Origin of the sequence: Acrocarpospora sp. B8E8 (assembly GCF_039871605.1) — a bacterium.
GTDB lineage: Bacteria > Actinomycetota > Actinomycetes > Streptosporangiales > Streptosporangiaceae > Acrocarpospora > Acrocarpospora macrocephala.
In genome coordinates, this window is sequence record NZ_JBDPLV010000141.1 from 1 (window position 1) to 12,491 (window position 12,491).

At 69.5% G+C, this 12,491-nt stretch carries 12 protein-coding genes; 6 read left to right on the forward strand and 6 right to left on the reverse strand.

The window, feature by feature from the left end; genetic code table 11:
* Positions 1–203: 203 nt before the first annotated feature.
* Complete coding sequence (locus ABGB08_RS53465; protein WP_347607920.1) at positions 204–1,163, reverse strand: NADP-dependent oxidoreductase; 960 nt, start codon at positions 1,161–1,163, stop codon at positions 204–206.
* 138 nt (positions 1,164–1,301) lie between these two features.
* On the opposite strand from ABGB08_RS53465, the gene ABGB08_RS53470 reads away from it, so the two are divergent.
* Entirely contained in the window at positions 1,302–2,171 is an 870-nt protein-coding gene (locus tag ABGB08_RS53470) for a LysR family transcriptional regulator (RefSeq protein ID WP_347607923.1), read from the forward strand.
* A 118-nt stretch (positions 2,172–2,289) separates the two neighbouring features.
* Here ABGB08_RS53470 and ABGB08_RS53475 read toward each other — a convergent pair whose 3' ends face one another.
* On the reverse strand, positions 2,290–2,778 hold the full coding sequence (locus tag ABGB08_RS53475) for a GNAT family N-acetyltransferase (protein ID WP_347607926.1): 489 nt from the start codon (positions 2,776–2,778) through the stop codon (positions 2,290–2,292).
* A 248-nt stretch (positions 2,779–3,026) separates the two neighbouring features.
* Between ABGB08_RS53475 and ABGB08_RS53480 the strand changes: the two genes are divergently transcribed.
* A complete protein-coding gene (locus ABGB08_RS53480) occupies positions 3,027–4,907 on the forward strand; it encodes an adenylyl cyclase (protein WP_347607929.1) in 1,881 nt (626 codons plus the stop codon).
* Positions 4,908–4,953: 46 nt separating this feature from the next.
* Here the strand turns inward: ABGB08_RS53480 and ABGB08_RS53485 are convergent, their stop codons facing one another.
* Positions 4,954–5,895, reverse strand: a complete 942-nt coding sequence (locus tag ABGB08_RS53485; RefSeq protein ID WP_347607954.1) for a WYL domain-containing protein — start codon at positions 5,893–5,895, stop codon at positions 4,954–4,956.
* A 63-nt stretch (positions 5,896–5,958) separates the two neighbouring features.
* Here ABGB08_RS53485 and ABGB08_RS53490 point away from each other — a divergent pair, with 63 nt between their 5' ends.
* The 3 genes from ABGB08_RS53490 to ABGB08_RS53500 all read left to right on the forward strand — a co-directional run bounded on the left by ABGB08_RS53490 (position 5,959) and on the right by ABGB08_RS53500 (position 9,721).
* Positions 5,959–7,071: an epoxide hydrolase gene (locus ABGB08_RS53490; protein ID WP_347607932.1), complete on the forward strand. Its 1,113-nt coding sequence runs from the start codon at positions 5,959–5,961 to the stop codon at positions 7,069–7,071.
* 145 nt (positions 7,072–7,216) lie between these two features.
* Positions 7,217–8,422: an FAD-binding protein gene (locus tag ABGB08_RS53495; RefSeq protein WP_347607935.1), complete on the forward strand. Its 1,206-nt coding sequence runs from the start codon at positions 7,217–7,219 to the stop codon at positions 8,420–8,422.
* A gap of 270 nt (positions 8,423–8,692) precedes the next feature.
* A complete protein-coding gene (locus tag ABGB08_RS53500; protein ID WP_347607938.1) occupies positions 8,693–9,721 on the forward strand; it encodes a lytic polysaccharide monooxygenase in 1,029 nt (342 codons plus the stop codon).
* Positions 9,722–10,012: 291 nt separating this feature from the next.
* On the opposite strand, the gene ABGB08_RS53505 is transcribed toward ABGB08_RS53500, so the two are convergent.
* Both ABGB08_RS53505 and ABGB08_RS53510 read right to left on the reverse strand, forming a co-directional pair.
* A complete protein-coding gene (locus ABGB08_RS53505; RefSeq protein WP_347607941.1) occupies positions 10,013–10,702 on the reverse strand; it encodes an SDR family NAD(P)-dependent oxidoreductase in 690 nt (229 codons plus the stop codon).
* Positions 10,699–10,956: a hypothetical protein gene (locus tag ABGB08_RS53510; protein ID WP_347607944.1), complete on the reverse strand. Its 258-nt coding sequence runs from the start codon at positions 10,954–10,956 to the stop codon at positions 10,699–10,701. The genes ABGB08_RS53505 and ABGB08_RS53510 overlap by 4 nt, the downstream gene beginning before the upstream one ends.
* A gap of 24 nt (positions 10,957–10,980) precedes the next feature.
* Here ABGB08_RS53510 and ABGB08_RS53515 point away from each other — a divergent pair, with 24 nt between their 5' ends.
* A complete protein-coding gene (locus ABGB08_RS53515; protein WP_347607947.1) occupies positions 10,981–11,244 on the forward strand; it encodes a hypothetical protein in 264 nt (87 codons plus the stop codon).
* An 18-nt stretch (positions 11,245–11,262) separates the two neighbouring features.
* Here ABGB08_RS53515 and ABGB08_RS53520 read toward each other — a convergent pair.
* Positions 11,263–12,491, reverse strand: a 1,229-nt coding sequence (locus ABGB08_RS53520) for a hydantoinase B/oxoprolinase family protein (protein WP_347607951.1), incomplete at its 5' end; no start/stop codon positions are given.

Sequence of the window (12,491 nt, forward strand, 5' to 3'; positions counted from 1 at the left end):
GGTACCATCGCAGCATACGATGAGATGGGTCATGATCCCCCCGTGATCCGCCAGAGCCTTGTCGAGGCCGTGGTAATACGTTTCCCGAGCGGGTCCCCAGAGAAACTCGCCAAGAATTCAAGGTTGGTCGCCTTTCTCCAACCCCGGAAAGAGGAACTCCGCCAACGACAAGATCCTCTACGGCTGGTCTGCCTGGCCGCCAGTCAGCGCACGTGCAGCACGGTCTTGCCGCGCAGCCCCGTGAGCTCGACGTCGCCGGTGAGGGCTCGCAGCGCCTCCTCGATGGGGAGCTTCGCGCCGATGATGGGCAGGATGGCGCCTGCGGTGACAAGCCTCGTGAGCTCGGCGAGCCGCTCGGGCTTGCGATCGAGCCGGTAGTTCGCGGTGCGGATGCGCTCGTCGGCGAGGAGCTTCTCGTCGAGGCCGAGGGCGGTCGAGAACAGCGCCCCGCCGTCCCGCACGGCGCCGGCCACGCTGCTCACGATGGACCGGTCGCCGACGACGTCCAGGATCGCGTCGACGCCCTCGGGCGCGAGCCTCCGCAGGGCCAGGTCGAGGGGCTCCGCGCCGCGGACGACGATCTCGATGGCGCCGAGTCCTCGCACCTGCTCGGCGACCTGGGCGGAGGCCGTCGCGATGACCCGGATCCCGCGGGCCGCGGCGGCCTGCACCGCGAAGGTGCCGACGCCTCCCGTCGCGCCGATGACGACCAGCGTGCCGCCCGCGGGCACCCGCGTGTGGTCGATCGCGCCGAGCGCGGTCATACCGGCGGTCGGCAGCGCGGCTGCCACGTGGCTCGGCAGCTCGTCGGGGGTGGCCGCCAGCGCGCCGAACGCGGGCACCGCCTGCACCACGCAGACCTCCGCGAAGGTGCCGAACTGCAGCGGCCGGCCCCAGAACTGGCCGAAGACGCGATCCCCCACGCGGAACTCCGTGACGCCATCGCCGATCGCGGTCACGGTGCCGGCTCCGTCCATTCCGAGCGTGAGCGGGAACCGATACTCCCCGAGCGCCGCCAGCGACCCGGAGGCGATGGCCAGGTCCAGCGGGTTGGTCGCCGCCGCCTCGATGGCGACTTGCACCTGGCCGCCGGCGGGCTCGGGCACGGGCAGCTCCTTGAGCCCCGGGGTGTCGCCGAAGCGTTCGATGACGATTGCTCGCATGCTCTCTCCATTCCACGGTGGGCCCTGCTGCCGCACCAGCCTGCGGGAGAGGCGAGGTCTCGAGGAACGACCGATCCGGCACCGACCATGACCGGAAAGGCATCAATCACGATGCCGATCAGGCAATAGTGTGTGGGCATGGCAGCGGAGTCCCGACCCTTGCGGTACTTCGTCGCGGTGGCGGAGGAACGCAGCTTCACGCGCGCCGCAGGACGGCTCGGCATCGCCGCCCCCGCGCTGTCGCGAGCGATCCGCAAGCTCGAGGCGGAGCTCGGCGTGCGCCTGTTCGAGCGCTCCACGCGAGTGGTGGAGCTGACCGAGCCCGGCGCCGTACTGCTGACTCATGCGCGACCCGCCCTCGAGGCTCTCGAAGCGGCGGCCCGCCGTGCCATACGGGCCTCGGCACCGCATCGCAGCGTGCTGCTCGCCGTCAAGGCGGATGCCGACGGCGACCTGCTGGAAGACATCCTCGCCGCAGCGGCCGCCGAACCCGATGCCGAGCCCGTCGCCGTGCGCCTGTGCGGCTGGCGGGAGCACACGCGGCTGCTGCGGACGGGTGAGGCCGATGCCGCGCTCATGTTCGAGCCCTACGACCCGGGCGGCATCGACGCGGATGTCGTCGCGGTCGAGCCTCGCGTAGCGGCGCTGCCTGCCGACCATGCCCTCGCCGGGGCCTCCCGGATACGACTCGCCGACCTCGGCATCGGCCCCGAGGAGGTCGGCGAACGAGCGGAGCGCGACATCGGCGAGCAGGGCGTGCACGACCTCGCGCAACTACTCGCGCTCATCGGCCTCGGCGCGACGATGACCCTGCTTCCGAGGTCGGTCGCCGCGAGATACCCCCGGCAGGCGGTGGCCTACGTCCCCGTCGAGGACTGCCCTCCCGCCTCGCTGGTCATCGCCTGGCCGGAGCGCTCCCGCAGCCGCGGCGTGGCCGCGCTGGTGCGCGCGGCGGCTGCCGTCGCCGAGTCACGGGGGATGGGTACGTCCGTCGAGGCGTCGCGGTGAGGGGCGCAACTCGCGGCGTCGGGTGCCGATGATCCTTTCGCAGTGCGCGTTCGCTTTCGGGTGTCTGCGTGCACGAAGTCGCACGCCAGCAGGCCAGAGGTCAACCTGATTTCGTGTCTCAGAGCGCTCGGTGCATGATGTGCAGCCCGACGTAGCCCTTCGACGGGTGCCGGAAGCCCTCCGGCAGGGTGCCCAGCACTTCGAAGCCGAGCGACCGGTACAGCTTCACCGCGTACACATTGGTCTCCACGACCGCGTTGAACTGCATCGCGCGGAAGCCCGCCGCCCGCGCCCACTCCAGCGTGTACTCGCACAGCGCTCGGCCTATGCCCCGCCCGGAGTGCGCCGGGTCGACCATGTAGCTGGCGCTCGCGATATGCGAGCCATTGCCCCAGCTGTTGTTGTTCATCTTCGCCGTGCCCAGGACCGCCCCGGCATCGTCAACCGCGACAACCGTCCGGTTCGGGGCTGACAGAAGCCACCAGTCGCGGCCCTGCTCCTCGCTGAGATCGATCGGATAGGTGAAGGTCTCGCCCTCAGCGACGATCTTGTGGAAGAAGGGCCAGATGGCAGGCCAGTCCGCCGCGGTGGCTTCCCTGATCATCATGCGAGCAGGATGCCAGCACATACCGCGCGGCCACCAATGCATTTCTCCCAGCGGCGACTCACAGTTCGTGTACTTGTGCTCCGACGAGTTCACGCGATAGAAACATCTCAACTATTCCTTCAGTCCTTGATACAAGTCTTGCCCCTTCTTCGAGAGAGCGCTCTCGCGATCCGGCGGTGTCGGCCGCCCGTCGAAGGGTCTCAGCCTCCCAAATGACCGCTGCGCACGCAGCGGAAAGGACGAACCGTATGACGACCAAGCCTCCCGGCGACGGGAGTGTGACGAGGCGGAGCCCCCGCCGCCGGCAGATCGGGCGGGCGTTCACGTTCGGTCTCGTGCTCGCGACCGCCGTCATGACGGCGGGCACGCCCGCCACCGCCGCATCCCATGGCGCTCCTGATTTCGGGGCGAACGTCACCGTCTTCGATCCGAGCATGCCCGTCAGCTCGATCCAGGCGACTCTCGACGCGAAACACGCCGCTCAGGTCGACAACGAGATGGGCACCACGCGTCACGCGTACCTCTTCAAGCCCGGCACGTACGGCACCGCGGAGCAGCCGCTCCAGATCAAGGTCGGCTACTACACCGAGATCGCCGGCCTGGGCGCCTCGCCCACCGACGTCGTCATCAACGGCAAGGTCGAGGTCTACAACCGCTGCCTGGCGGACGGCGGCACCGGCAACTGCCTCGCGCTCGTCAACTTCTGGCGCACCCTGTCCAACCTGTCGATCAACATCAACGCGGCCGGCCAGGACGGCTGCCGGTCGTCGGCCAACTTCTGGGCTGTCTCCCAGGCGGTGTCCCTGCGCCGTCTCAACATCAGCGGCGGCAACCTGTCGCTCATGGACTACTGCACCGCCGGCCCGCAGTACGCCAGCGGGGGCTTCATCGCCGACTCCAAGCTGCCGTCCGTCACGAACGGATCGCAACAGCAGTGGCTGACCCGCAACAGCGAGGTCGCCGGTTGGTCGAACGCCGTGTGGAACCAGGTCTTCTCGGGCGTCGTCGGCGCACCGTCCGAGGCCGGGTTCCCGAGCCCTCCCTACACCACCCTCGAGACCACTCCCGTCAGCCGCGAGAAGCCCTACCTGTTCGTCGACGCGCAGGGCAATTACAACGTCCGCGTACCCGCCGCCCAGAAGGGCACACGTGGCATCACGTGGGCCAACGGCATGACCCCGGGTTATACGCTGCCGATCAGCGACTTCTTCATCGCGAAGCCGGGCGATTCGGTGAAGGTCATCAACAAAGAGCTCGAGCGCGGCAAGCACCTGCTGCTCACGCCCGGCGTGTACGACATCGAGCGGAGCATCGATATCAAGCGCGCGAACACGGTCGTCCTCGGCATCGGGCACGCCACGCTCACCGCCGTCAACGCCTCGACCCCGGTCGAGGTCGACGACGTCCCCGGCGTGATCGTCGCCGGCGTGACCATCGACGCGGGTCTCAAGAAGTCGCAGGTTCTGCTGAAGGTGGGCAAGAAGGACAAGAGGAGCCACAGCTCGGCGGACAACCCGACGACTCTGTCCGACGTGTACTTCCGCATCGGCGGACCGCACGTCGGCAGGACCAACACCGCGCTCGAGGTCAACAGCGACCACGTGCTCATCGACCACACCTGGGTGTGGCGCGCTGACCACGGTGTCGAAGGCTTCACCGACACCCAGCGGTGGAACACCAACACCGGCCGCAACGGCGCCATCATCAACGGCGACCACGTGACCGCGACCGGCCTGTTCGTCGAGCACTTCCAGCGGCACAACACCATCTGGAACGGCGAGGACGGCACGACGATCCTCTACCAGAACGAGCTGCCGTACGACCCGCCGACCCAGGCCGACTGGATGGACGGCGACGTCGAGGGCTATGCCGCCTACAAGGTCGGCAGGAGCGTGAAGAGGCACCTCCTCTACGGCGGTGGGGTCTACGTCTTCAACCAGAACAACCCGTCGATCCACACCGAGAACGGCTTCGAGGTGCCCAACACCCCGGGCGTCAAGCTGCACCACATCATGACCGTCAACCTCAGCGCCGGAATCATCGACCACGTCGTCAACGGCGTGGGCGACGCGGCCGACACGACCAAGATCGGTGCGCCGGTGTACATCACGGATTACCCGGCCCCGTAGGACCCGCCCTGGTGGGCCGGGATCTCCGGACCCCGGCCCACCAGTTTTACGTGGCCTCGGCGAGTCGGGTGGTGAGCGCACGGATGTGCTCGATCAGCTCAGGCGGCTCGTGCACGGTGAAGGGCACCCCCGTCAGCGCCACCCATAGAGCCAGCTCGTCGAGCGAGTTGGAGCCGCATGTCAGCATGCAGGTCCCCGCGTCAATGGGCTCGACCGTGCCTGTCGTCGGGGCGATGCGCTCGGCCACGACCGCGGCGGGCGCCCGCATGGTGAAACGGCCCTGGTAACGGTAGGGCGCGCTCGATATCGCATGGGAGGTGTATCCGGCGATGTCGGTGGCGGGCGGGTCGCGCGGGACGAAGCGCGGGCCGTTGGGGCTGTGGAGGGTGAGCCGGTCGAGGCGAAAGGTGCGCCAGTCCGCGCGCTCGGTGTCGTAGGCGATCAGATACCAGCGGCGGCCGGTGGCCACGAGGCGGTACGGCTCCACCAGGCGTCTGCTCTGGCCTCCGTCATGGGTGCGGTAGTCGAACCGCAGGGTTTCGTGGTCGCGGCAGGCCGCCGTGACCGCGATCAGGGTGTCCGGATCGACCGCGGCCCCGCCGACGATCATGGGAACGGTCATCGACTGCAGCGCGCGGACACGATGGCGCAGCCGGGACGGCAGCACCTGCTCCAGTTTGGCCAGCGCTCGCACCGAGCTGTCCTCGATGCCGGTCACACCCGCGGCAGTACGCAACCCCACGGCGACCGCCACCGCCTCCTCATCGTCCAGCAGCAGCGGCGGCAGGTCGGACCCCGCGCCGAGCCGGTACCCCGACACCCCCGCGACGGCGTGCACGGTGTAACCGAGTTCCCGTAGCCGGTCGACGTCGCGGCGGACGGTACGCGGGCTCACGCTGAGCCGATCGGCCAGTTCGGCGCCCGACCATTGGCGATGGGTCTGCAACAGCGACAGCAGTCGGAGCAGGCGAGCCGAGGTTTCCACCATGTCATCCAATGTGCCGTACACCTAGGACTCATCCTGGCCTAGGTGGCTCATAGCGTCTCCGGCATGGACAACGAGATTCGCCTTTTTCGCATCGATATTCCCCAGGCCGAGCTGGATGACCTGCGCAACCGGCTCGCCCGTACGCGCTGGCCGAGCGAGATCGGCGACCAGGGCTGGAGCCGTGGCGTCCCAGTCGGCTATCTGCGGGAGCTGGCCGCCTACTGGGCCGACGGCTACGACTGGCGGGCCTGGGAAGCGAGGCTGAACGCCTACCCGCAGTTCACCACCGAGATCGACGGCGAGAACATCCACTTCCTCCATGTACGCTCCGACAGCCCCGACGCCCTGCCGCTGATCCTCACCCACGGCTGGCCCGGCTCGATCGTGGAGTTCCTCGACCTGATCGAGCCGCTGTCGCGGGACTTCCACCTGGTCATCCCCTCCATCCCCGGCTTCGGGTTCTCCGGTCCGACCCGCGAGGCAGGCTGGACGACCCGGCGCATCGCCGCGGCCTGGGCCGAACTCATGCGCAGGCTCGGCTACGACAGGTACGGCGCCCAGGGCGGCGACTTCGGCAGCGGGATCTCCCGCGCGCTGGGCCTGGAGGCTCCCGACAACGTCGTCGCGGTGCACGTCAACGGCGGCACGACCTACCCCAGCGTCGGCGAGGACGACCCCACGCTCACCGAGCGCGAGCGCGCCAGGGTGGGGCGGATGAACGAGTTCATGAACGAGGCGGGGGGATACATCGCCATCCAGTCCACCCGACCGCAGACCCTCGCCTACGGCCTGACCGACTCACCCGCCGGCCAGCTCGCCTGGATCATCGACAAGATCAGGGACATGACGGACCTGGCCAAGGAGCTCCCGCACGAGGCGATCGATCGCGATCTGCTGCTCACCCACGTCACGATCTACTGGCTGACCGGCACAGCGGGCTCCTCGGCGGCGCTCTACTACGAGGACGGCCACGCCTGGGGTGAGCAGGAGCCGTCTCCCGTGCCGACGGCCGTGGCGCTGTTCACCGTCCAGGACATCGCCTTGCGCCGAGATGAGGAGAAGGTCAACAACGTCGTGCGCTGGTCCGACTTCGACCGCGGCGGACACTTCGCCGCGATGGAGGCCCCCGACCTGCTGCTCGGCGACATCCGCGAGTTCTTCGCCGCCTTCAGGTGACCGGTCGTTGAACCCCTGTTCCCACGATGTCCAGGCGAGCCAGACGGGTGCTGACCTGCGGCGTCGCGATTTTGTCGGACCGGCCTGAGTAAATGTGTCGAGAGCGACGGTCCTGGTTCGTCGTTGGGATATGGGGAGAATTGAAATGTTCCGTGTGATGGAGCGGTGTGCCTATCTCGGCCCGGGCGATCCCGGCTATGACGAGGCACGCCGCACGCTCAACCCCGGCCTCGACCCCCACCCTGCCCTGGTGGCCGAGGCACGGAGCGCGGCACATGTGGCCGACGCCGTGCGCACCGCCAGGCAGCTGGGCCTGGCGCTGACCGTGCAGAGCACCGGCCACGGCACCCACGTGGCCGCCGACGACGGCGTCCTGCTGCTCCGGACCTCCCGGATGGACGCGGTCGACGTCGATCCGGAGCGCGGAGTCGCCCGGGTCGGGCCGGGCGCGCGCTGGGGCCAGGTGATCGCGGCGGCCGCTCCGCACGGGCTGGCGCCGCTGGCCGGCTCCGCGCCTGACGTCGGCGTGATCGGATACACCCTGGGCGGCGGGCTCGGCTGGCTGTCCCGCCGGTACGGCTTCGCCGCCGACAGCGTGATTCGTGCCGACGTGGTCACCTCGGACGGGCAGCTGATCACCGCCGATCCAGATCAGCACGCGGACCTGTTCTGGGCGCTGCGCGGGGGTGGCGGCGGCTTCGGGGTGGTCACCGCGCTGGAGTTCCGCTTGTATCCGGTTTCCCAGGTGTACGCGGGGACGGCCACGTTCCCGGTCGAGCGGGCGGCCGAGACCCTGGCGGCCTACCGCGACTGGTGCGCGACCTCCCCCGACGAGGTGAGCACGGCGCTGGTGCTGACCCCGGAGAGGGTGATCATCAAGGCCATGTGCACGAGCGCGCCGGACGCGCTGCGGCCACTGTTCGCCACGGCGACCGTTGACACCATGGCCGCGATGCCGTTCGGCCAGGCCGTGATGGGCGGCACCGCCGCCCGCCACCTCGACCTGTTCCCCGCCCTGCCGGACGCGGTGCTCGCCACCCTGGTCGAGGCGGGCCGGCAGGCCACCGTGGAGGTGCGCCACTGGGGTGGCGCGCTGGCCCGGCCGGGCGGTCCGGTCAGCCACCGCGACACCCGGTTCTCGGTCATCGCCGACACCCAGCTTCCCGGCCTCGCCGAGGCGCTGGCGCCGCACGCCGGTGGGGGCCTCTTCCTCAACTTCCTGTCCGACACCGGCCGAACCGCCGACGCGTACGTCGGCCACGACTTCCGGCGGCTGATCGAGGTGAAGCGCGCCTACGACCCGGCCGATCTGTTCCGCACCGGCCACCGAATTCCCATGGCGCCGGTGTAATGCAGGGGGTTGTTCGGATCCGGGACCGCGCGCAACGGAGCCGCCTGAGTCAGGCCTGTGACCTGCACGGATGGATATTCGGCACGCACAGCACCCGCTGCCTCCACCGGCGCGGACGGAATTGAACCGTTCACCCTCCTTACGGCGAATGCCCAGTTCGCCCGCCCTCAGCCGTGCATCACCGTTGTTCCTGACTAGCAGTTAGGAGATTGTTGCGCCCGGATGCACCCTGACCTTAGGAGGAAACCCGTGCATACGCTCCCCCGCTCGTTGCTCCGAAGTTTGCTCGCGGCCGTGGGCGCCACGCTCCTGCTCACCACCGCGCTGGTCGTACCCGCGTCGGCTCACGGCTCGGTGAGCGACCCCCCAACCCGCAATTACGGCTGCTGGCAGCGCTGGGGCAGCGACTTCCAGAACCCGCAGATGGCCACCCTGGACCCGATGTGCTGGCAGGCCTGGCAGGCCGACACGCAGGCCATGTGGAACTGGAACGGCCTGTACCGCGAGGGCGTGGCCGGTAACCACCAGGCGGCCATCCCCGACGGCCAGCTCTGTAGCGGCGGCAACACCTGGGACGGCCGCTACGCGGCGATGGACGTCCCCGGGGCGTGGAAGACGGTCGACAAGCCCGCCCGCTTCACGCTGAACCTCCTCGACCAGGCCCTGCACGGCGCGGACTACATTCGCGTGTACGCGACCAAGCAGGGCTTCAACCCCAAGACGCAGCGCCTGCGCTGGAGCGACCTGGAACTGGTCGGCCAGACGGGCCGCGTCCCCACGGGCGCCGTGACCCCCGTCGAGGTGAACGCCCCGGGCCGCTCCGGCCACCACATCGTGTACACGATCTGGCAGGCCAGCCATTCGGACCAGTCGTACTACTTCTGCAGCGACGTGAACTTCACGGGCTCGAACCCCTCCCCCACACCAACTCCGACCCCAACGCCCACGCCCACCCCAACGCCCACGCCGACTCCGACCCCGACCCTCACCCCCACCCCTGGCCAGGGCTGCTCGGCCACATACCAGGTCGTGTCCTCGTGGGGCGGCGGCTTCCAGGCCGATGTCCGCATCGTCGCCGGTTCGGCCGCGATCTCCGGCTGGACGGTCACCTGGACGTTCACCGGCGGGCAGACGGTCAGCTCGTCGTGGAATGCGACAGTGACCAGCAACGGATCCGCCGTGACGGCCCGCAACGCCGCGTACAACGGCTCGCTGGGCGCCGGGGCCTCGACGACGTTCGGCTTCCTCGGTACTGGCACGCCCGGCACCACGCCTGCGCTGACCTGCCGCTCCACTTGATCACCTGGTGATCCCCCGCCCCACTGGCCCCTCTCCCCCTGTTATTCATGGGGAGAGGGGCCCACCTCATGTCCCGCCGCAGCACTCGGGTCAGAACGTGCCGTGCACTGTGCTGCTCCGCACGGAGGGGAGGGCGCTCCCCGCTGGTCCCACGATCCTGACCTGGTCTTTCGGTCTGCGAGCCCCGGGTAGGGCTCGAAGCATGAGCGAACAGCCGGACAAACCGCCTGAGCGGCCGCCGCGCTCCTGGCGGGGCGTGCTCGAACGCACCGGCAAGGAGTTCAAGCGGGATCATCTGGCTGACTGGGCGGCGGCTGTGGGGGTGCGCGCCGCGTTCCGGGAAGAACCGCGGCGTTGGATCAGTCGCATGAGGGGCCACACGTACCGCCACGCGGGCACGTCATCCCGGCTCATGGCCCGCACCCCCGGTGTCCAGGCCATCCCTGGGTTCACGGCGTTGATCCTGGCCCTGCCGGCGAGGGCGCGGGCCAGGCTCAGTGTCGCGAGGAGGTTCAGTTGTTTGGCCCGCGCGTATGCGCTGATCGCCGAGTACGTGCCCGGCTCGGTGAAGGGGTCGCCGGTGTGCATCGTGTACGCGCTGGACACGATCTGTACGATGCGGGCGCGGTCGCCCAGGAGCGGAAGCAGCGCCTGAGTAAGAGCGATGGGGCCGAGGTAGTTCAGCGACAGCGTGGCCTCGTGGCCCTCGGCGGTGCGGGTTCGCCGAGTGAAGGCGGCACCGCCCACGTTGTTGACGACGACGTCCAGGTGGGACACCTCCTGTGGCAGGCGGTGCGCGAGGGAGAGATTGCCTGCCACGGTCAGGTGGTCGACGCGTACGAACCTCGCGCCGAGTTCGGCCGCGGTGGCGCCTCGATCCTCGTCCCGGCCGGTGACGGTCACGCTCGCGCCCGTCTGGGCGAGGTTACGCGCGATCTCCAGGCCGATCCCGCCGGTGCCGCCGGTGACGAGGGCGATCATGGGCGTTCCCGGTTCGCGGCGGCTCGGGTCTGGGGCAGCAGGAAGCCAACAATGATCAGCCAGATCGCCCCGCCGAATCGGCCGATGGGCAGCAATACCTGCAGGGGCTCGACGACCATCGAGACGAAGCTCAGCTCGGACAGCGCCGCGGTGACCAGTCCGGTCCAGGCCAGCCAGGCCGGCACCAGCTTCAGGATGAGGGCCGGCACGGCCAGACCGGCGACGAGCAATCCGAGTCCGACGACGTATCCCACCCCGCCCGTGATGAAGGAGTGGTGGTGCTCATCGACTCGCTCGAAGGCCGTGGACTGGTGGCCCGCACCCGCAGCCCGAGGGACCGCCGCAACCACGAGTTGCGCCTGACGGACGCGGGCCACACGACCATGGGCGCGCTCCGCGGCATCGCGGAAGCCCACGAGCATGAGCTGTTCGCCTCGCTCGACGACGAGGAGCGCCGCTTACTCCAGGGCATCCTGGCGAAGCTCGCGGCCGACTTCGGGCTCGACGCCGAGGTTCATCCTGGTTACTCCGAGCGCGGGTAATAGTTCGCAGACAGGCGGTCATGGCGTGGCCACTCGTATCCTGGTCTCCAGCAGGGTTCCGCAGGACGGGCTGATGAACTCGTCCAGCAGGACAGCGGGCTCTCCGGACCGGGGCCGGATCCGCACGCCGAGTTCGGCGAGGCGTTCGGCGGCGGGGCGGGTCCGGATCGCGACGTCGTCGTGCCAGTCGTCGGCGGTGCTGATCAGGGCGCCGCTGGCCGGGCAGTACCAGTGGCCGTCCGCCCCCAGGCGGGGGACTGAGGCTCCGGCGGAGCCGATCGCCGAGTCCAGGATCGGTTTCGCGGGGGGCGTGCCCGCCAGCCGTTCAGTGCGGAGCGCGTCTCTGCGTGCGGCGGTCGCGGCGGCGTCGGCCCGGTCGCCGTCGAACACCACGCCATACACGCTTTCGGCGACGGCTGCGGACACGTAGCCGTCGTTGACGTCCTGGGCGACCAGAGCCGGGTCGCGCAGGAAGGGGTCACCGTAGCCACCTCCGCCGGCGATCCACTGGACGAAGACGTCGCCGTGCCGGACGGTGAGATCGTACTGGTTGATGTCCAGCAGTCGCCTCCCGGTCGAGGACAGCGTCTCGTCGGTGGGGACGGCACCGCCGGACATGAGCTGCCAGACGTCGGTGTCGCGGCACAGGAGGTGGCCACTGCCGCCGCCGGGCAGGCCGCCCCCGTAGCCGTCGGCGGGCACCTGGGCGCTGGGCGCGAACACGGTCTGGGTGACCTGGCTCGCGCCGTGCAGGGTCCAGGCGAACTCCTGGCCGAGGCCGCCCCGGTGGGCGCCGTGGCCGGCGCTGGCGGGGGAGAGCCGCTTCCACAGGTAGAGCACCGGGTAGAGCATCTCGTTCATCTCCACGTCCGGCAGCATGTTGTTCATCTGCGTCATCATTCCGGCGCAGTCCAGGCCGTCGGCCTCGGGCTGGGCGCCGGCTCCCATGCCGCCGCCGTCCATGTTGAACAGCACGAAATATCCGCCGTCGTCGCGGGTTCCAGCCGAGATCCCGCCGGTCCAGGAGTCGGCCCAGACCCCTTGCGTACGCCCCTGGAGGACGGGGTCGTCACTGGCCCGGCACACCTGGTTGAACAGCTTGACGATCAATCTGCTGACCCGGGCGCCGGTGGTGAGGTGGCCGTTGCTGATCGGCGCGGGCGGGCGTGGGTTGACGATGCTTCCCGGCTCGGCGACCACCTCGAACGCGGTCATGACCCCTTCGTTGAACGGCACGTCCCACGCCA

What these genes read in the sequence shown, in the direction of transcription:
- ABGB08_RS53465 (WP_347607920.1), bottom strand. Translation starts at nt 1,163, where the DNA reads ATGCGAGCAATCGTCATCGAACGCTTCGGCGACACCCCGGGGCTCAAG.
- ABGB08_RS53470 (WP_347607923.1), top strand. Translation starts at nt 1,302, where the DNA reads ATGGCAGCGGAGTCCCGACCCTTGCGGTACTTCGTCGCGGTGGCGGAG.
- ABGB08_RS53475 (WP_347607926.1), bottom strand. Translation starts at nt 2,778, where the DNA reads ATGATGATCAGGGAAGCCACCGCGGCGGACTGGCCTGCCATCTGGCCC.
- ABGB08_RS53480 (WP_347607929.1), top strand. Translation starts at nt 3,027, where the DNA reads ATGACGACCAAGCCTCCCGGCGACGGGAGTGTGACGAGGCGGAGCCCC.
- ABGB08_RS53485 (WP_347607954.1), bottom strand. Translation starts at nt 5,895, where the DNA reads ATGGTGGAAACCTCGGCTCGCCTGCTCCGACTGCTGTCGCTGTTGCAG.
- ABGB08_RS53490 (WP_347607932.1), top strand. Translation starts at nt 5,959, where the DNA reads ATGGACAACGAGATTCGCCTTTTTCGCATCGATATTCCCCAGGCCGAG.
- ABGB08_RS53495 (WP_347607935.1), top strand. Translation starts at nt 7,217, where the DNA reads ATGTTCCGTGTGATGGAGCGGTGTGCCTATCTCGGCCCGGGCGATCCC.
- ABGB08_RS53505 (WP_347607941.1), bottom strand. Translation starts at nt 10,702, where the DNA reads ATGATCGCCCTCGTCACCGGCGGCACCGGCGGGATCGGCCTGGAGATC.